Origin of the sequence: Serinicoccus hydrothermalis (assembly GCF_001685415.1) — a bacterium.
Classification (GTDB): domain Bacteria; phylum Actinomycetota; class Actinomycetes; order Actinomycetales; family Dermatophilaceae; genus Ornithinicoccus; species Ornithinicoccus hydrothermalis.
In genome coordinates this window covers 3,296,924-3,314,662 of sequence record NZ_CP014989.1, presented here as the reverse complement: position 1 = coordinate 3,314,662, position 17,739 = coordinate 3,296,924, and the positions used below count along the sequence as shown (strand labels likewise).

At 74.0% G+C, this 17,739-nt stretch carries 15 protein-coding genes and 1 tRNA gene; 6 read left to right on the top strand and 10 right to left on the bottom strand.

What is annotated here, in order from left to right; translation table 11 throughout:
- Nucleotides 1-11: 11 nt before the first annotated feature.
- Nucleotides 12-638 carry a DUF998 domain-containing protein gene (locus SGUI_RS15515; RefSeq protein ID WP_066641760.1) on the bottom strand — a complete coding sequence of 209 codons (627 nt, stop codon included), beginning with the start codon at nucleotides 636-638 and terminating at the stop codon, nucleotides 12-14.
- A 208-nt stretch (nucleotides 639-846) separates the two neighbouring features.
- Here SGUI_RS15515 and aroA point away from each other — a divergent pair, with 208 nt between their 5' ends.
- Genes aroA through SGUI_RS15500 form a run of 3 tightly spaced genes read left to right on the top strand, consistent with a single transcriptional unit; the run spans nucleotide 847 to nucleotide 4,109 of the window.
- Nucleotides 847-2,232, top strand: a complete 1,386-nt coding sequence (gene aroA, locus SGUI_RS15510; protein WP_066641758.1) for a 3-phosphoshikimate 1-carboxyvinyltransferase — start codon at nucleotides 847-849, stop codon at nucleotides 2,230-2,232.
- A complete protein-coding gene (gene rsgA / locus SGUI_RS15505) occupies nucleotides 2,229-3,257 on the top strand; it encodes a ribosome small subunit-dependent GTPase A (protein WP_066641756.1) in 1,029 nt (342 codons plus the stop codon). Before aroA ends, rsgA begins: the two co-directional genes overlap by 4 nt.
- Before the next feature lie 27 nt (nucleotides 3,258-3,284).
- A complete protein-coding gene (locus SGUI_RS15500; RefSeq protein ID WP_066641754.1) occupies nucleotides 3,285-4,109 on the top strand; it encodes an inositol monophosphatase family protein in 825 nt (274 codons plus the stop codon).
- Here the strand turns inward: SGUI_RS15500 and SGUI_RS15495 are convergent.
- The 4 genes from SGUI_RS15495 to SGUI_RS15480 form a co-directional block, all read right to left on the bottom strand.
- The gene (locus SGUI_RS15495) at nucleotides 4,100-5,473 is read right to left on the bottom strand and encodes a M16 family metallopeptidase (RefSeq protein ID WP_066641751.1); all 1,374 of its coding nucleotides are present in this window, start codon (nucleotides 5,471-5,473) and stop codon (nucleotides 4,100-4,102) included. The two genes, SGUI_RS15500 and SGUI_RS15495, sit on opposite strands and share 10 nt — an antisense overlap.
- Nucleotides 5,470-6,747 (bottom strand): M16 family metallopeptidase, encoded by a 1,278-nt coding sequence (locus SGUI_RS15490; protein WP_066641749.1) that lies wholly within the window; start codon nucleotides 6,745-6,747, stop codon nucleotides 5,470-5,472. The genes SGUI_RS15495 and SGUI_RS15490 overlap by 4 nt, the downstream gene beginning before the upstream one ends.
- A gap of 103 nt (nucleotides 6,748-6,850) precedes the next feature.
- Nucleotides 6,851-6,924 (bottom strand) — tRNA-Met (locus SGUI_RS15485).
- 55 nt (nucleotides 6,925-6,979) lie between these two features.
- Nucleotides 6,980-10,141, bottom strand: a complete 3,162-nt coding sequence (locus SGUI_RS15480; RefSeq protein ID WP_237141384.1) for a UPF0182 family membrane protein — start codon at nucleotides 10,139-10,141, stop codon at nucleotides 6,980-6,982.
- Nucleotides 10,142-10,209: 68 nt separating this feature from the next.
- Here SGUI_RS15480 and SGUI_RS15475 point away from each other — a divergent pair, with 68 nt between their 5' ends.
- Nucleotides 10,210-10,776: a PPA1309 family protein gene (locus SGUI_RS15475; RefSeq protein ID WP_066641746.1), complete on the top strand. Its 567-nt coding sequence runs from the start codon at nucleotides 10,210-10,212 to the stop codon at nucleotides 10,774-10,776.
- Here SGUI_RS15475 and SGUI_RS15470 read toward each other — a convergent pair.
- Nucleotides 10,773-11,945, bottom strand: a complete 1,173-nt coding sequence (locus SGUI_RS15470) for a YlbL family protein (protein WP_066641743.1) — start codon at nucleotides 11,943-11,945, stop codon at nucleotides 10,773-10,775. The two genes, SGUI_RS15475 and SGUI_RS15470, sit on opposite strands and share 4 nt — an antisense overlap.
- Entirely contained in the window at nucleotides 11,942-12,370 is a 429-nt protein-coding gene (locus tag SGUI_RS15465) for a molybdenum cofactor biosynthesis protein MoaE (RefSeq protein ID WP_335675377.1), read from the bottom strand. Before SGUI_RS15465 ends, SGUI_RS15470 begins: the two co-directional genes overlap by 4 nt.
- A gap of 193 nt (nucleotides 12,371-12,563) precedes the next feature.
- Here SGUI_RS15465 and SGUI_RS15460 point away from each other — a divergent pair, with 193 nt between their 5' ends.
- Both SGUI_RS15460 and SGUI_RS15455 read left to right on the top strand, forming a co-directional pair.
- Complete coding sequence (locus SGUI_RS15460; protein ID WP_066641742.1) at nucleotides 12,564-14,009, top strand: zinc-dependent metalloprotease; 1,446 nt, start codon at nucleotides 12,564-12,566, stop codon at nucleotides 14,007-14,009.
- A 50-nt stretch (nucleotides 14,010-14,059) separates the two neighbouring features.
- Entirely contained in the window at nucleotides 14,060-14,800 is a 741-nt protein-coding gene (locus SGUI_RS15455) for a hypothetical protein (protein ID WP_066641741.1), read from the top strand.
- A gap of 6 nt (nucleotides 14,801-14,806) precedes the next feature.
- On the opposite strand, the gene SGUI_RS15450 is transcribed toward SGUI_RS15455, so the two are convergent.
- From SGUI_RS15450 to SGUI_RS15440, 3 genes are all read right to left on the bottom strand, one after another.
- On the bottom strand, nucleotides 14,807-15,058 hold the full coding sequence (locus tag SGUI_RS15450; protein WP_237141522.1) for a WhiB family transcriptional regulator: 252 nt from the start codon (nucleotides 15,056-15,058) through the stop codon (nucleotides 14,807-14,809).
- A 238-nt stretch (nucleotides 15,059-15,296) separates the two neighbouring features.
- On the bottom strand, nucleotides 15,297-15,497 hold the full coding sequence (locus SGUI_RS15445; protein ID WP_066641740.1) for a hypothetical protein: 201 nt from the start codon (nucleotides 15,495-15,497) through the stop codon (nucleotides 15,297-15,299).
- 127 nt (nucleotides 15,498-15,624) lie between these two features.
- Nucleotides 15,625-17,739: an ATP-dependent DNA helicase UvrD2 gene (locus tag SGUI_RS15440; protein WP_066641739.1), complete on the bottom strand. Its 2,115-nt coding sequence runs from the start codon at nucleotides 17,737-17,739 to the stop codon at nucleotides 15,625-15,627.

The following is a 17,739-nucleotide window of genomic DNA, read 5'->3' as shown; positions in this document are numbered from 1 at the left end:
GTCCCCCCGCGTCAGGGGGACCGGACGGCCAGCACACGCACGGACTCGACCACCAGGGTCAGCACCAGGCTGCCCACGATGATGATCTGCCCGGTGCCCTCCTGGACCAGGGCGGGAGGCACCTGGTTCTCCGCGCAGAACACGAGCGCCACCACGGCCAGCGTGCCCCGGACCGCTCGACCGCTCTCGAGCCACCGTGTCTCCGGGCGCACAGCCGAGAGCAGGAGACCGGCTGCCGGGACCACGAAGGCCATGACGACCCCGGCCAGGTGGACGGCACCGGTGTCACCGGCGGGGAAGACAGCGGCGACCACGAGGCCCAGCCCCATGACCACGACGCTGCCCGTGAGCAGGCGGCCCCAGCGCGGGGTCAGCGCCAGCGCGGCGCCCGCGAGCAGCACCCCGGTCGACGCCAGGCCGACGTTGAAGGCGGCCGACCCCGGCGAGCAGATCCACCGTCCACCCCGAGGACGGCACGCACCGTCCCCCAGGTCGCTGAACATGTTCACCGTCCACACGAAGGTCGTCCCGGTGGTCCGCAGGGCGACGACCACGGTGACGACGAAGAGGACGATGGCGACCAGCACACCCGCCGCACCCAGGACGGGCCATCGGGGCGAGACCGGGGGGCGGGTCATGTCGGGAGGTCCTCCGGCCTCGGCGGCCAGCGTCTGCAACGGTCGTGGCGGCCGGTCGGGGACGGGCCGCGCCCCCTCCGCTGCGACCAGGGGCAGCCGGGCCGCCACCGACCGGTCGAAGTGGGAACGGTAGCACCGCGGGCCGTCCGGACCGCGGGGAGGCGCTAGGTTGGGCCCGGACCGAGACCGAGACGAGGAGGCGACCGCGATGAGCGCTGTGCCGACGTGGGCCGCACCGACCTCGACCGGCCCGGTCGACGCGCAGGTCCGCGTCCCCGGCAGCAAGTCCCTCACCAACAGGTGGCTAGTGCTGGCGCTGCTGGCAGGAGGGCCCAGCACGATCGTCCATCCGCTGCGCTCGCGCGACAGCGACAGCATGATCGGGGCCTTGCGCGCCCTGGGCGCCGGGGTCGACGACACCGACGCCGCCCGGTGGACGGTCCGACCCCCGCGTGGCGGGCTCCGTGGTGGCGTGGACATCGACTGCGGTCAGGCCGGCACCGTGATGCGCTTCGTGCCACCGGTCGCCGCGCTGGCGGACGGGCCGGTGCGCTTCGACGGGCACCACTCGGCGCGTGCCCGCCCGGTGGGGCCGGTCCTCGACGGGTTGCGGGCGCTCGGTGCCGAGATCAAGGAGGAGGGCCACGGCACCCTGCCCTTCGTCGTCAGGGGCGGCCCGTCCGACGAGTCGGCGTCCTCCGCGGGCGGCGGTGGGGCCGCGCCCCCCGTCGTGCGCATCGACGCCTCGGCCAGCTCACAGTTCGTCTCGGCGCTGCTCCTGGCAGGAGCGGCGTACCCGCGTGGTCTGCGGCTGGAGCACACCGGGACGACGCTGCCCAGCCTCCCCCACGTCGAGATGACGCTCGACGCCCTGGCCACGGTCGGGGTCGAGGTAGAGCGCACCAGCCCGACCAGCTGGCTGGTCCACCCGGGGGAGGTCCGGGCGGTCGACGTCACCGTGGAGCCCGACCTCTCCTCCGCGGCCCCTTTCCTCGCCCTCGCGGCCGCCACCGGTGGCCGGGTCGTCGTGGCCGACTGGCCGGAGCGCACCACCCAGCCCGGCGCCCGGATGAGGGACGTGCTGGCGGCCATGGGCGCCAGCACCGAGCTCACCCCGCAGGGACTGGCCGTCCGGGGCGCACCCGCGGGACGGCTCGAGGGGGTGGACCTCGACCTGTCCGAGGTCGGCGAGCTCACCCCCGTCGTCGCCGCCCTGTGCGCCCTGGCCCGGACCCCGAGCCGGCTGCGCGGGGTCGCCCACCTGCGGGGGCACGAGACCGACCGGATCGCGGCGCTGGTCACCGAGCTGGCCCGGCTGGGCGCCGGCGCCCGGGAGACGGCCGACGGCCTGGAGATCGAGCCCGCCCCCCTCACCGGGACGCGGCTGCGGACCTATCACGACCACCGCATGGCGATGTTCGCCGCCGTGCTCGGAGCGGTCGTCCCCGGGGTCGAGGTCGAGGACGTCGCCACCGCGGGCAAGACCTTCCCGGGCTTCGACCGGGTCTGGTCGGAGGCGGTCGCCACCGGTACACCGTCAGGGCCGCGGGCACCCGCGTCACCCGAGGACAGGGACGGCCGGGAGTCCCCGTGAGCGGGCGCTACGACCATCTCGACGAGTCCTCCGTCCGGGTGCGCCCCTCCCGCAAGGGGTCGCGTCCGCGGACCAAGGACCGCCCGGCCCACGAGGACGCCGTCGTGGGGGTCGTCACCACCGTCGACCGGGGGCGCTACACCACCCGCGTCCAGGACTGCACCGTCGTCGCCATGCGCGCTCGCGAGCTCGGCCGCAGCCGCATCGTCGTCGGCGACCGGGTGGGCATGGTCGGGGACACCACCGGCCGACCGGACACGCTGGCCCGGATCGTGCGGGTCGAGGACCGGCGCACCGTGCTCCGCCGGAGCGCCGACGACACGGACGCGGTGGAGCGGGTCATCGTGGCCAACGCCGACCAGCTCGTCATCGTCACCGCCCTGGCCGATCCGGCGCCCCGCGAGCGCATGGTCGACCGCTGCCTGGTCGCGGCCTACGACGCCGGGCTCGATCCGCTGCTGCTCCTCACCAAGGCCGACCTGGCGGACCCGGCCGACTTCCTGCGCCACTACACCGCGCTCGACGTGCCCTCGGTGGTGACCGGCAGCTCCGGCACGGGCGAGGTTCGTGCCCTCGAGCCGGATGCTGTGAGCCGCGTCCGGTCACTCCTCCAGGACCGCACGAGCGTCCTCGTGGGTCACTCGGGCGTGGGCAAGTCCACGCTCGTCAACGCTCTGGTGCCGGACGCCCTGCGCGCGACGGGCGAGGTCAACGCTGTCACCGGCCGCGGTCGGCATACCTCGACCTCGGCGATCGCCCTGGAGCTGCCGGGGGGCGGCTGGGTCGTGGACACCCCCGGGGTCCGGTCCTTCGGGCTGGGACACGTCGACCCGGGCACCTTCGTCGAGCACTTCGACGACCTCGCCGGAGGGACCGCCGGGTGCCCGCGCGGGTGCAGCCACGACGAACCGGACTGCGCTCTCGACGCGTGGGTGGACGAGGGCCACGCCGGCCCGGCGGGGGCCGCGCGCCTGGAGTCGCTGCGACGGCTGCTGCGCAGCCGCGGCGGCGATGAGCACGGCTGAGCGCTGACCAGCGGCTACCGTGAGCGGGTGCCTGGATACGACGACGACCTGAGACTCGCCCACGTCCTCGCCGACGCGGTGGAGCGCACCTCGCTCGACCTCTTCGGCTCGTGGGAGGACGAGGTCGAGGTCGGCCCGGACGGATCGCTGCGCACGCCGGCCGCGGCTCGCCTGGAGGAGCTGCTGCGGCACCAGCTGCAGCGCACGCGGCCGCGGGACCGGGTGGAGGGCCGCATGCTCGAGGCGACCGGTCACGGTGCGCGCCGTTGGGTGATCGACCCGATCGACGGCGCCGCCAACTACGTCCGGGGCGTGCCGGTGTGGGCCACGCTCATCAGCCTGGTGGTGGAGGACCAGCCGGTGCTCGGCCTGGTGGCCGCACCGATGCTCTCCCGACGGTGGTGGGCCGGCGTCGGGTCCGGCGCCTGGACCGGCCGCACGCTGGCGCGAGCCCGGCGCATCGCCGTCTCCGACACCCGCGTGCTGGGTCACGCCTCGCTGTCCGCGGACGACGTCGCGGGCTGGGTCCACGGGCCGCACGGACCTGGCTTCGCGGCCCTGACCGACCGGGTGTGGCGCACTCGCGCCTTCGGGGACTTCTGGAGCCACGCCCTGGTCGCCGAGGGCGCGGCGGACGTCGCGCTCGCGGCCTGGGCCGACCCGGTGCAGCTCGCGACGCTCGCCCCGCTGCTACGCGAGGCCGGCGGGACGGTGACCGACCCGGAGGGCGCCCCCGCAGCCCTCCCGCTCGGGCCAGGCAGCACCGGTCATCCCGTCGTCGCCTCGAACGGGCACCTCCACGAGGAGGTCCTGACCACGCTGGCCGTCGGCGCAGAGCCGGCTCAGGGATGAGGGGTCGGGCCGCCGGCCACCTGGACGTCGGCGAGCCCTGAGCGGGCGACGCTCTCGAGGGCGACCGGGTCACCCACCACGACGACGGTCCAGCCCGGGCCGGTGCGCACCGCGTCCCAGGCGCCCGCCGCCCGCTCGAGGGTGAGCGCCGCGAGGTCGGTCAGGGTCTGCGTCACGACAGCGGGCTCGAGGCCGTCGTGCAGCAACGAGACCAGCTCGTCGGCGACCGTGTCCGCGGTGAGGTAGCGGGAGGGCGCGGTCATCGCCAGGTAGTCGGCCGCCTCCCGCACCTCGCGCCCGGTCAGCTCGGCGCCCGGCACCGCCAGGATGCGCAGGGTCTCCTCCAGGGCCGGCAGCGTGGCATCGGCTCGCACCGACCCGCCCACCATGCACTGACCGCCCTGCCGACGGGGACGGAACCCCAGCCGCATGCCGTAGGTGTAGCCGCGCTCCTCCCGCAGCACCCGGTCCAGGCGGGCGTGCGGTGCCCCGCCGAAGAGCATCCCGAGGGCCTGGTAGGTGCCCCAGCCGTGCTCCGTCCGACGGTCCGGCCCGGGGCGGCCGAGCATCAGCTCGGTCTGCGCCGCGCCGGAGCGGGGCACCAGCACCAGCCGCTCGGCGTCCGGGGCGCGACGTGACGCCCTGCCGACGGCGGCCGGCACGGCGGTGCTGCGCCAGGAGCCGAAGGTGCTCGAGAGCAGGCCGGCGGCGTCCGGGACGTCCGACAGGTCCCCGGCCAGCACGAGGGTGCCTCCCACCGGGGACAGACCCGCGTGGCGGTCTGCGAGCACGTCCGACGTCAGGGTGCCGACGGTGCTCGGCGAGCCACCCAGCGGCAGGTGCGCCCGGCCCTGAGGGTCGAAGTAGGCCGTGCGGAACTCGTGGCCGGCACACCCGGTGGGGTCCGCCAGCTCGTGGGCGAGGTCGGTGAGTCGGTGCCGGACCAGTCGGGACACCTCGGGAGCAGGGAAGGTCGGCTCGGTCAGGCACTCCAGCAGCAGCTCGACCGCGGCGGGCAGGTGCCGGGCCGTGACCTCCAGCCCCAGGTGCATGCCCTGCTCCCCCGCGCCCGCTCCCAGGGCGATGCCGTGCCGCTCGGCGACCTCCGCGAGCTCGGTGGCGCTGTGCGTGGTCGTCCCCTCGTCCAGGCAGCGCGCCATGAGCAGCGTCGAGCCCTCGGTGCCCCGCGTCTCGTCGGCGACCGGGGCCGGCAGGGCGAGCCGCAGCGAGAGGACGTGCTGGCCGGGGAGGTCGACCAGCAGGATCCGCAGCCCGTTCGGGGCCACGGTGCTCTCCGCCTCGGGGAAGGCCCACGGGCGAGGTGGTCCCACCGGCGGACGTCGCCGGACGCGCGCGACCGTCATACCTCGGGCTCCCACCGGTAGACCAGGGTCGCGAGGGCCGACGGGACGAGATGACGCGCGGCCGCGCCGCGGATCTCGTCGGCCCCGACCGCCAGGACCTCGTCCAGATGACGGGTGACCTGGGCCGGGTCCGCGAAGAGCAGGGTGGCACGGCTGAGCAGGTCGGCCCGTTCGTCGTAGCCCGCGAGAGCCTCTGACCAGGACCGCTCGCTGTCCGCCCGCGACGCCTCCATCTCCACCGGCCGAGGCCCGTCCGCGGCGAACTCCTCGAGGATCTGGGCGATCTCCTGCTCGACCTCGCGGGGATCCGTCCCCTCCGTCACGTCGGCGACGATCAGACCCACCGACGTGCCGTCGCGCAGGCCGAGCACGGACGCCGAGGCACCGCTGGCGCTCTCCGCGCCGCGCAGCAGCCGCTCGTGCACCCGCGAGATGCCGAGCGAGGCGATCGCGTCCAGCGCGAGGGCGCACGGGAGGAAGCCCGGGTCGGTCGCAGCGGGCAGTCGGGCGGCGAGGTAGAGGCGCTCGGACGGTGCCTGCGGATCGGTCACGACGCGGCGCACCGGCTGCTCCAGCGGGGGCAGCGCCGCAGTGGGCGCAGGACGGGGCGTCGTGCCGTCGGTCAGGTGGCCGAAGTAGCGTTCGACGAGCTCGAAGCCCTCGTCCGGCCCGATATCGCCGACCAGGGTGAGGACGCTGGTCCGCGGCCCGTAGTGCGAGCGGTAGAAGTCGTGGGCGTCCTGCAGGGTCGCGGCGGCGAGGTCGTCCATCGACCCGATCGTGGGATGGGCGTAGGGGTGGTCCGGCGGGAACAGCATGTCGCACAGGGTGGCCAGGGCGGTGCCGTAGGGCACGGTGTCATAACGCTGACGCTTCTCCTCCACGACCACGTCCCGCTGGTTGTCGAGGTTCTCCTGGGTCAGCGCCGGCAGGAGGTGACCGTGCCGGTCCGCCTCGAGCCAGAGGGCCAGCTCCAGGCAGGAGCTCGGGACGGACTGCACGTAGGTGGTCCGGTCGAAGCTCGTGGAGGCGTTGGCCCGGCCGCCGTGCGCCATGAGCGTGGCCATGTGCTTCCCCTCGGCCACGAGCTCGCTCCCCTGGAACATCAGGTGCTCGAAGAGGTGCGCCAGGCCGGTGCGGCCCGGTTGCTCGTGCCGTGAGCCCACGTCGACCCACAGGCTCATGCTCACGCTCGGCACGGCGTGGTCCTCGCTCACGACGACCTGCAGACCGTTGGGCAGGGTCCGGTGGGCCACGGGAAGGTCGAGGGGCATAGGAGCGACACCCTATGCGGTCGGGAACGGCGGGTCGGGGTCGGACGCGCACGAAGGCCCGGACCGTGCGGCCCGGGCCTTCGTGCGCGTCCGACGCAATGCGTAGCGGGGGCAGGATTTGAACCTGCGACCTCCGGGTTATGAGCCCGGCGAGCTACCGAACTGCTCCACCCCGCGTCGTGGTGAGCACCACTTTACGTGATGGTGAAGTGCACACCAAATCCGTGACAGGTCAGGGCTCCTCGGTCTGCGTGGCGCCGTCGCCCTCGTCGTCCCCGCCGATGCTCACCGACCCACCCGAGGGGTCGGCGGCCACGGCTCGGTCGATCGCCTCGCGCAGCCTCTCCTGGGCCTGGCCGTAGGCCTCCCAGTCGCTCTCCGCAAGGGCCGCCTGACCGTCCTCGTAGGCCGACTCGATGTCCGCCAGCGCCTGGGCCAGAGCGTCCTGGTCCACCTCGCCCGAGCCCTGCCCGGAGCCGTCGCCCTCGTCACCGGAGCCGACGTCGTCCGAACCCTCCTCGGTCGGCCCGGAGTCGCCGGCGTCGCCCGCCGTCGCCCCCGAGTCGCCACCGAAGAGCTCGTCCAGCGCACCGTCGAGGGTGTCCGACCAGGCCAGGTCGTTGCCGAAGGCCACGACGACGATGCGCTGCAGCGGGTAGGCGTTGTTGCCCTGGGCCTGGACGTAGACCGGCTCGACGTAGAGCAGACCCCCGCCGACCGGCAGGGTCAGCAGGTTGCCGAGGCGCACCGTCGAGTCGCCGCTGCGGTTGAGGTTGAGGAACTGCGACAGCGTCTGGCCGAAGGCGTCGGAGTTGGCGTCCGAGGAGTTGATGTCGTTCTGGAACTGCCCCGGTCCGCGCACCGTGGTGTCTCTCGGCAGGACGAGCATCCGCATCTGCCCGAAGCTCTCGCGTCGCTCGCCGGCCGTCTGCCCGGCGTCGGCGTCGACCGCGAGGTAGCCGGTGAGGTTCTGCCGCTGGTTGCCTCGCGGGATGTAGGTGGTGGTGAGGCTGAAGGTCGGCTCCTCCTGGCCCGGCATGGCCACCGACAGGTAGTGCGGGGGCATGTCCGGCGGGTTCTCACCGCCGACGCTCGGGTCCTCGGACACCGCCCAGAAGTCCTGGCCGGTGAAGAAGGAGCCGGCGTCCTGCACGTGGTAGCGGGAGAGGATCTCGCGCTGCACCTTGAAGAGGTCCTCGGGGTAGCGCAGGTGGTCCATGAGCTCGCCGTCGATCTCGGACAGCGGACGCACGGTGTTGTCGAAAGCCGCGGACCAGGCCTGGAGCAGCGGGTCCTCCTCGTCCCAGGCATACAGGTCGATCGAGCCGTCGTAGGCGTCGACCGTGGCCTTGACCGAGTTGCGGATGTAGTTGACCTCGCCGCCCCCGATGGAGGTGACGTTGGACGCGCTCTGCAACGAGTCGACGGTGACCTCGCCCAGCTCCTCCATCTGGCTGTAGGGGAAGCGGTCGCTCACGGTGTAGCCGTCGACGATCCACTTGACCCGACCGTCCACCACGGCGGGGTAGGGGTTGCCGTCCAGGCGCAGCCACGGGGCCACCCGCTCTACCCGCTCGCGCGGCTCGCGGTGGTCCAGCATCCGCGACTCGGAGTTGACCGAGTCCGAGAGCATGATCTCGATCTGGCGGTACTTGATCGCGTAGGCGGCACGGCGCAGGACGTTGCCGATGGCGACACCGCCGCCGCCGGTGTAGGTGTTGCGCACCTCACCGGTGTCCTGCCCGCTCGCCGGGTAGTCCAGCTCCCGCGGGGCCTGGTCCTCCGGGGCGCCCACGATCGAGTAGTCCGGGGAGGACTCACCGAAGTAGATGCGCGGCTCGTAGTCGCCCAGACCGCCGACCGGCGGGATGTTGCGCTCGTAGAAGATCGGCTCGCCCTCCGGGGAGCGCCGGTTGCCGTAGCCGGCGACGACGCCGAAGCCGTGGGTGTAGACCGTGTGGTCGTTGACCCAGTTGCGCTGCCCGTCGGAGATGCCGTCCAGGTTGAGCTCGCGCACGGCGATGACGGTGTCGACGGTCTCCCCGTCGACCTCGTAGCTGTCGACGTCGAGGGCCTCGGGGAACTGGTAGTAGTTGCGGACGCCCTGCAGCTGGCGGAAGGTCGGCGAGACCACCGACGGGTCGACGATGCGGATGCCCGGGATGGTGGCCGCGTCGCTGCGCAGCTGGCCCGACTCCGCCTCGGTCTCGGCGTCGTAGTCGATCATCTCCGCGTCGTCCAGGCCGTAGGCGGACAACGTCGAGTCGATGGCGCGCTGGATGTAGGGGGCCTCGAGCTGGGCCTCGGAGGGCTGCACCCGGAACTGCTGCACCAGCGCGGGGTAGGCCCCGCCGAGGAGCAGCGCCACGACGAGCAGGCCGACGAGGCTCACGACGGGCAGCCGCCAGGACCGGCTCCAGATCGTGGCGACGAAGAAGGCCGCGCACAGCAGGGCGGCGACCGCGAGGATGCTGCGCGTCGGCAGCAGCGCGTTGACGTCGGTATACGTCATGCCGGTGATGCGTTCGTGCTGCGTCATCGACAGGGTGTAGCGCTCGACCCAGTAGCCCGCGGCCCGCACGACGAGCAGGACCCCCAGCAGGACCGCGAGGTGGATGCGCGCCGCCGTGGTCGTCCGCTGCCCCCGGGAACCGGTCTGCAGCTGGATGCCGCCGTAGATGTAGTGGGTGAGCAGCGCCCCGATGAGGCTCAGGCCGACGACGAGGGTCCCGAAGGAGATGAGCATCTGCCAGAAGGGCAGGCTGAAGACGAAGAAGCCCACGTCCATGTTGTGGTGCGGGTCCACCTCGCCGAACGGGCGGCGGTGGAGGAAGAGCAGCACGGTCTGCCACTGCGCGGCGGCCGCGGTCCCGACGAAGAGCCCGAGGACCACGGGTCCCGCGATGAAGACGAGCCGGCGGATCGGGTCCAGCGCGCTGCGGTAGCGGTCCAGCGCCGCCTGCTCGGGCGTCGAGGGCGCGTAGATCGGGCGGTGCCGCCACGCCAGCCACAGCCCCGACCACACCACGGCGGTCGTCAGCCCGGCGGCGACGACGAAGAGCCCCGCCTGGGTGAGCAGACGGGTGACCAGGACCCCCTGGAAACCGACCGACTCGTACCAGAGGAACTGCGTCCAGAGGGTGGCGCCCCAGCCGGCCAGCGCGAGCACGGCGACGACGATGAGGATGGTCGGGAGCAGACGGCCGCGGGGCAGGCGAGAGGCGGGACCTCCACGCTGCGGCCCCCGGCCCCCGCCGGAGCCTCCCGAGCCGCCGGAGCCTGATCCTGAGCCGCCCGAACCACTCCCGCCCGCACGCTGCGCCCCGGACGCGGAAGACCCGCTCCCCGAGGTCTTGTCCGGCTCCGGGCCCTGCTCTGGCTCGCGCTCGCTCACCACGCAAGGGTAACTGCCGCTCCTGAGGGCCCCGCCCCCGTCCCGGCCCCGGATGCGACGATGGGCGGGTGCCCTCCACCGACTCCCCCTCCCCCGCCCCTGCCGACCCGGCCCGCCCCGGACCGTTGCTGCGCGCGGCGGTCGACGTCGAGAAGCACGTCGCCCGGGCGGGCTGGGACCAGCCGCCGCGGCTGTTCGCCCTGGTGCGCACCAGCCTGATCCGGGACCGCGAGCCGAGCCTCGCCACCCAGCTGAGCGCCCCGGACGACGACGGCTACACCGCCGTCGAGCAGGAGCGCCTGCCGCCGACGGCGGACCTGGAGTCCCTGCTGGGGAGGATGGCCTGGCCCCCGGACGTGGAGGGGGTGGCGCTGGCCATCGAACGGCTCGTCGTGCCGCCGGAGGCCGAGCGCGACCTGCCCGAGGACCGCCGCGAGGCGACCGATGCCCTCATGGCGCACCCCGCGCGCAAGGACGTCCGGCTCCTGGCCGCCTGCCTGCGGGACGGGCAGCGCACCTGCCTGCTGCGCCAGCGCGACTTCGACGAGGACGACGCCGTCGCGGTGGGCGAGGACATCGCCCCCGGGCTGACCCACGCCCTGGCGGCCACCCTGCTCGAGGACGACGAGAGCTAGCCGGTCTGCTCGGCGTCGTCCTCCAGCGCCTGCTCGCAGGTGGGCAGACCCAGCCCGTCGAAGTCGGACGGCTCGACGTCCACGATCTCGTCCAGGACGTTCAGGGCGTCGTCGAAGGTCGTGACGGGGACCACGGTGAGCCCTCTCGGGTCGGCCTCGGCGACCTCGCCGCAGTTGTCGACCGGCGCGAGGAAGAGGTCGGCGCCCGCCTCGCGGGCGGCATACATCTTCTGCGTGATCCCGCCGATGGGTCCGACGCCGCCGGCACCGGTGATGGTGCCCGTCCCGGCGATCGCGTGGCTCCCGGTGAGCGAGCCCGGCGTGATCTCGTCGTAGACCGCCAGGGAGAACATGAGCCCGGCGCTCGGACCGCCGACGTTGCCCGCGTCGATGGTGATGTCGTAGGGGTTGTCGTAGACCGGCGCGAGGTAGACCCCGACGATCGTCCGGCCGGTCTCCTCGTCGCGCCGGGTCGGTACCTGCAGCTCGATCTCCTCGTCCCCCCGGCGCACCGTGACCGGCACCTCCTGGCCGGGCTCGACGCCCTGGATCTCCTCGCGCACGGCCGTGGTGTCGCTGACGTCCGCACCGGCGACGCTGACGATCTCGTCCTCGACCTCGAGCACCCCGTCGGCGGGGGCGTCGGCGATCACCTGGGCGACGACGACCCGCTCGGCGATCTCCTGCCCCTCGGCGCGCAGCGCGACGACCGCCGCGTCGTCCTGGGAGTGCTGCATCAGCTCGGTGTTCTGCTCCCGCACCTGCTCCGCGGTGACGTCCTCGGGGAAGACCTCCTCGCGCGGCACCACGGTCATGGACGGGGCGAGGGCGCCCCGCAGCGCCTCCCAGGCGGTCACGGTGTCCCCCGGGCCGCCCTGCAGCCGGATCGTCGTGAAGTAGAGGTGGCCGCTGGTGTCGTCGTAGCTGTCCAGCTCCGGGTCCACGGTGATGATGTCCGCGCCGTCGATCTCGCCCAACGTGTCGTAGACCGGTCCGGGCGTGTAGATCACCCGCTGGACCGGGACGAGGTTGAGCAGCGAGCCGGCGACGACGCCCGCCGCCACGACGACCAGGAGGGTGGCCGAGCGCCGGCCGACCCGGGTGTGCGGGGGCGGCCCCGCCGGGGTGGCGGCCCCCTCGCTCCCGCCGTGCTGGTCGGCGCTGGTCACAGCCCGACCCACTCGTGGTCCTGGCCGTCGAACTGCTGACGCTTCCAGATGGGTATGCCCTTCTTCAGGTCCTCGATGAGCCGTCGCCCGGCCTCGAAGGCGAGGCCCCGGTGGTCGGCGGACACCGCGCAGACGACCGCCAGGTCGCCCACGTCGAGCTGTCCCACGCGATGGACGGCATACACGCCGCGCACCTCCTCGGGCTCGGCCACGGCCGAGGCGAGCTCCCGCAGCCGCGCCTCCGCGTCGGGGTGGGCGGAGTAGTCGAGCCGGGTGACGCCGTCGCGACCCCCGTCGTGGTCCCGGACGGTGCCGACGAAGAGGGTCACGGCGCCCGCCCGCGGGTGGCTGACCGCAGCGAGCGCCTCGTCCACCGACAGCGGCTCGTCGCGCACGCCCGCGACGATCGTCTGGTCCTCGGTCACCGCGTCATCATGCCCCATGGACCACCGGCCCGCGGTGGCCACCCCGCCCCCGGTGCCGCGCAGGGAACTCTCGGCGCCCCGCGCGTGTTGTCGGTAGAGGAAACCGCCGCGCCGGTGACCGACCGACCACGAGCCCACGGGACCACCCGGCAGTGGCAGGCTGGGCTGCGAGACCGGACGAGAGGAAGAGGACGTGTCAGACCAGGAGAACCCGGAGCGACGGGACGACCCCGACCCGCTCGAGGCGCTGTTCGGTGGCCCGGTGCCGCCCGAGGTGCGCGAGACCCTCAACTCGATGGGCCTGTCCAACCTGGACCCGGACCAGGTCGCGCAGATGCGCTCCCAGCTGGAGATGCTCATGGGCTCCGGCGGGGACGACGGAGCGGTCAACACCCAGCTGGCGCACGACGTCGCGCGGCAGGCGGTGTCCGAGGGCGGCGACTCGACGATCGGGGACGGGACCCGTCGCGACGTGGAGCAGGTGGTGCAGGTGGCGACGCTGTGGCTCGACCAGGTGACCGACCTGCCGCGCCCCGAGGGGGCGGCCGTGGCCCTCAGCCGGGCCGAGTGGGTCGAGCGCACGCTGCCCGTCTGGGAGCGCCTGACCACGCCGGTGGCGCAGGGCCTGCAGAGCGCCATGACCTCGGCGATGGAGCAGCAGCTGGGTCAGCTCGGCGAGGACGGTGCCCCGCCGATCCCCGGGCTGCCCCCGGGGATGAACCCGGCCGCGATGATGGGCCAGATGGCACCGATGGTGCGCCGGATGGCCTCGAGCATGTTCGGCGGGCAGGTCGGTCAGGCGGTGGGCGCCCTGGCCGGCGACGTCGTGTCCGGCACCGAGGTGGGCCTGCCCGTGCTCGGCGACGAGGACGTCGCCATGCTGCCGGCCAACGTGGCGGCCTTCGCCGACGGCCTCGAGGTGGACGGCGGAGAGGTGCACCTCTACCTGGCCCTGCGCGAGGCCGCGCGGGTGCGTCTGTTCGCCGGGGTGCCGTGGCTCGGCCCGCAGCTGCTCACGGCGGTCGAGGACTACGCACGCGACATCAAGATCAACACCGAGGGCATCGAGGAGGCCGTGCGACAGGTCGACCCCCAGGACCCGGAGGCCCTCCAGGGCGCGCTCGGAGACAGCCTCTTCTCCCCCGAGCCCAGCCCCGCCCAGCAGGCCGCGCTGACCCGGCTGGAGACGCTCCTCGCCCTCGTCGAGGGGTGGGTGGACGTCGTCGCCGCGCAGGCCGCCGAGGGGCACCTGCCGCACGCGGAGTCGATGGCGGAGGCGGTGCGTCGTCGCCGGGCGACGGGCGGTCCCGCCGAGAAGACCTTCTCCTCGCTCGTCGGCCTGGAGCTGCGTCCCCGCCGGCTGCGGGACGCCGCCAACCTGTGGGCGGCCCTGGAGGCCAAGCACGGGCGCGACGCCCGGGACGAGGCCTGGGGACACCCGGACGTCGCGCCGACCGGCGCCGACCTCGACGACCCGCTGGGCTTCGTGGACCGGCACGGTGCGCTGGCCGCGGACCTCACCGTCACCGACGAGGACATCGAGCAGCTGCTCGGCGGGTCCTCGGGGCCGGACGGGAGCCCCGGCCGGGAGGACGACGGAGAGGGCGACGGCGAGGACGAGGGAGACCGACCCGCCTGACCTGTGGACAGCCGGTCCTGGCTGCGCCCGCGGCGTGGCAGGGTCGGCTCATGGGAGAGGGACCGGCGACGCGGGAGCATCTGGCCTGGTGGCCGACGGGGCCCGACGGGCAGCTCCAGCTCGGCGTCGGCCCCGGGGCCTGGAGGGTCGACGGATGGGTGCGGCCCGACCAACCGCAGGACCCGGCCTGGCAGTTCCTCCGCCGCCTGGGCACCGCTCCGGTCGCCTCGCCGCACGACCACGGCCCCCTGGAGGTGCGGGGCGAGGGTGAGGTCGCCGAGGCGCTCCGGGCGGTGCTGCGCCCGACCGCCCGCACGGGCGCCACGCCGGGAGGCCTGCTCGCGGGACCGGCGCGACCGGAGGCCCCCCGGCGCGTGGTCCTCGTCCACGACCACCTGGTGCCGGTCGGCACCGCCCGCGAGCCCGCGATCGTCGGTCGCCCGGTCCTGCCCGTCGTCTCCCAGACGGCGCGCGTGGTCATCGGCCCCTGGACCGGTATGCCCGGCCGCCCCTGCCTGCACTGCCTGGACCTGCACCGCCGGGACCGGGACCCGGGGTGGCCGCGTGCCGCGGCCGCGCTCCTCGACCCGTTGACCGCACCCCTGCCCCCGACCCATCCCCCCGAGGTCCTCCAGGCCGTGACCGCGCTGGTGGTGCTCCTCAGCCGGTCGGTCGCACCGGCCGGCCCGGGCGCCGCCCACGAGGTCGGGGCCCTCCCCCCGCACCTCGTGGTGCGACGGTGGCCGCCGCACCCCGGCTGCCCCTGGCACGAGCCGGAGCAGCCGGGGTGAGGGTCGCTACGCCGCGACCTCGTCCTTGCGGGGGCGTCCGCGGGGACGCTTGCGCGGCACGACGCGTCCCTGAAGCAGAAGCTGGCCGCCCCACACGCCCCAGGGCTCGCGGCGCTCCAGCGCCCCCGCCAGGCACATCTCGCGCAGCGGGCACGGGCCGCACAGCTCCTTGGCGTGCTCCACCTCGGCGGGGAGCTCGGCGAACCAGAGGTCCGCCGGGTGGTCCCGGCAGGGCAGTTCGCCGTGGCCGCTGGTCACGAGGTGGGGACCTGCGATGTCGTCCTTGATCTCCTGCTGCCGGCGCACTGGGCGGTACACGGCGCTTCCTTCCTGATGTCGGTGCTGGTGCGGTGTGCTGCTGATCGTCGTCACTGCGTCTCGATTCCGTGAGGTCGGATCCGAGTGACCGGTCGTGACGCCGATGTACCGGCGGGCAACGAGAACGGCCGCGGATCCTCGGGGAGGACTCGCGGCCGGAAGGGGAAGGAGATGCCTTCTACGGTGTCCGGGAGGAGCCCAGGCCCAGGGTGGGGTCGACAGCGTGCGGGGCCGCCGGCTCGACGACCCCGGAGCCGAAGGACCCCGGGACGGACGCGGCGAGCACGCGGACGGCACTGCGCAGGCGAGGCGTCCGGAGGGTGGTCGTGGCGTCGGTCGAGTAGACGGCGATTCCGCCGGTGACGATCATGTTCTCCATCGTGGTCCACCCTCCTCTCGTGTGCGCGTGACCCCATCACCAGCTGGCGTGGGCTTGACTCCGACACTGTATGCCGGTGCTCCGGCGGACCGCAACGGTATTTACGGACGGGTCCGCCGGGACCTGCTCAGCCCTCTCCTGCCGGGCCTGCCGGATCGGCCTCACCGGACAGGATGCGCAGGACGGCCTCGCCGTAGAGGTCGAGCTTGCGCTGCCCCACCCCGGAGATCTGCGCCAGCCCCTCCTGGTCGGTGGGCGCCCGCTCCGCGATGGCGACGAGGGTCGCGTCGGTGAAGACGACGTAGGCGGGCACCGAGCCCTCCTGGGCGGTTCGACGCCGCCACTCCCGCAGCGACTCGAAGACGGCCTCGTCGTAGGTCGCCGGGCAGTCCGAGCACCTCCCGATCTTGCGTTCGGCGGCCGAGGTGAGGATCGCCGAGCACGTCCGGCAGGTCCGCGGCGGGGCCATCTTGCGGCGTCCCTCGCGGCGACGTGCAGGGCGTGCCGACGCCGGGGCCCCCAGCACCCCTGCGGCCGGGGCGAGGAAGCGGGACACCGACCTCGTGCCCCGTGCACCGGGGTTGCGCGCGCCGGCCCAGCTGATCTGCAGGCTGCGCCGGGCCCGGGTCAGCCCGACGTAGAGCAGCCGACGCTCCTCCTCCACCCGCTCCGCCGTGTCGGCGAGCGTGATGGGCAGCAGCCCCTCGCTGCAGCCGACGAGGAAGACGGCGTCCCACTCCAGGCCCTTCGCGGCGTGGAGGGAGGCGAGGGTGATGCCCTGCACCGTGGGGGCGTGCTGCTCCGCGGCACGGCGGTCCAGCTCGACCACGAGGTCGCCGAGCCGGGCCTGGGGCGACTGGGCGACCAGCGAGTCGGCGAGGAGCGCCAGCGCCTGCAGGCTCTCCCAGCGCTCCCGGACCGCACCCGAGCCCTGCGGCGGCTCCGGGCCCCAGCCCGCCCCGGCCAGGACGTGGCGCACGAGGTCGCCGAGCGGGCTGCCGCCGTCGTCGGAGCGCACGGCGCCCCGCAGCAGCAGGATCGCGTTGCGGACCTCCGAGCGGGAGAAGAAGCGCTCCCCGCCACGCACGAGGTAGGGGATGTCGGCGCGGGCGAGCGCGTTCTCGATCACCTCTGACTGGCTGTTGGTCCGGAAGAGCACGGCGATCTCGCTCGGCGGGACGCCCTCCCCCAGCAGCCGGGACACCGCGTCGGCCGTGCCCTGGGCCTCCGCCTCGTCGTCCGCGTAGGACGTCAGCGTCGGGGCCGGGCCGTCGGCGGACTGCGCCACCAGCTCACCGGCCCGGTCGCCGCCCGACGCGGAACGCGGGCCCAGCACCAGGTTGGCCAGGTGCACCACCTGCGGGGTGCTGCGGTAGTTGCGCACCAGCTGCACCCGTCGCGCCCCGGGGTAGTGCCGCGTGAAGCCCAGCAGGTGATCGGCGCTCGCGCCGGTGAAGGAGTAGATCGACTGGGCGGGGTCACCGACCACGCACACGTCCTGCCGCTGACCGCGCCAGAGCTCGAGCAGCCGCTGCTGGAGGGGATTGACGTCCTGGTACTCGTCGACCACGAAGTGGCGGTACTGCTGGTGGACGGCGGCGGCGATCTGCGGGTGCTCGTCCAGCATGCCCACGGTGAGGAGCAGGACGTCCTCGAAGTCGATGACGTGCCGCTCGGAGCACACCTCGTGGTAGGTCTCCATGAGCCGGGCCATCGCGGTCGCGTCCAGGTCGGCGACCTGCCGGCGCTGCGCCCGGGCGCGGGCGGCGTAGGTCTGCGCGGTGAGCATCGACACCTTGGCCCACTCGATCTCGGCGGCGACGTCGCGCAGACCGGCGCGGTCCAGCCGCAGGTGGAGTCGACCCGCCGCCTCCGCGACGGCGGGTGCCTTGTGCGCCACCACCGTGGGAGGCGGACCTCCGACGGCCTGGGGCCAGAAGTACTGCAGCTGGCGCAGGGCCGCCGCGTGGAAGGTCCTGGCCTGGACCCCGGCGACGCCGAGGTCGCGCAGCCGGGTCCGCATCTCCCCGGCCGCCCGCGCGGTGAAGGTCACCGCCAGCACCCGGTCCGGCGGGTAGGCACCGCTGGCGACGCCGTAGGCGATGCGGTGCGTGATCGCACGCGTCTTGCCGGTGCCGGCGCCGGCGAGCACCACCATCGGCCCCAGCGGCGCGGTCGCCACCTCGCGCTGCTCGGGGTCCAGGCCGCCCAGGAGCCGGTCGGGATCGAGCGTCGCGGCCAC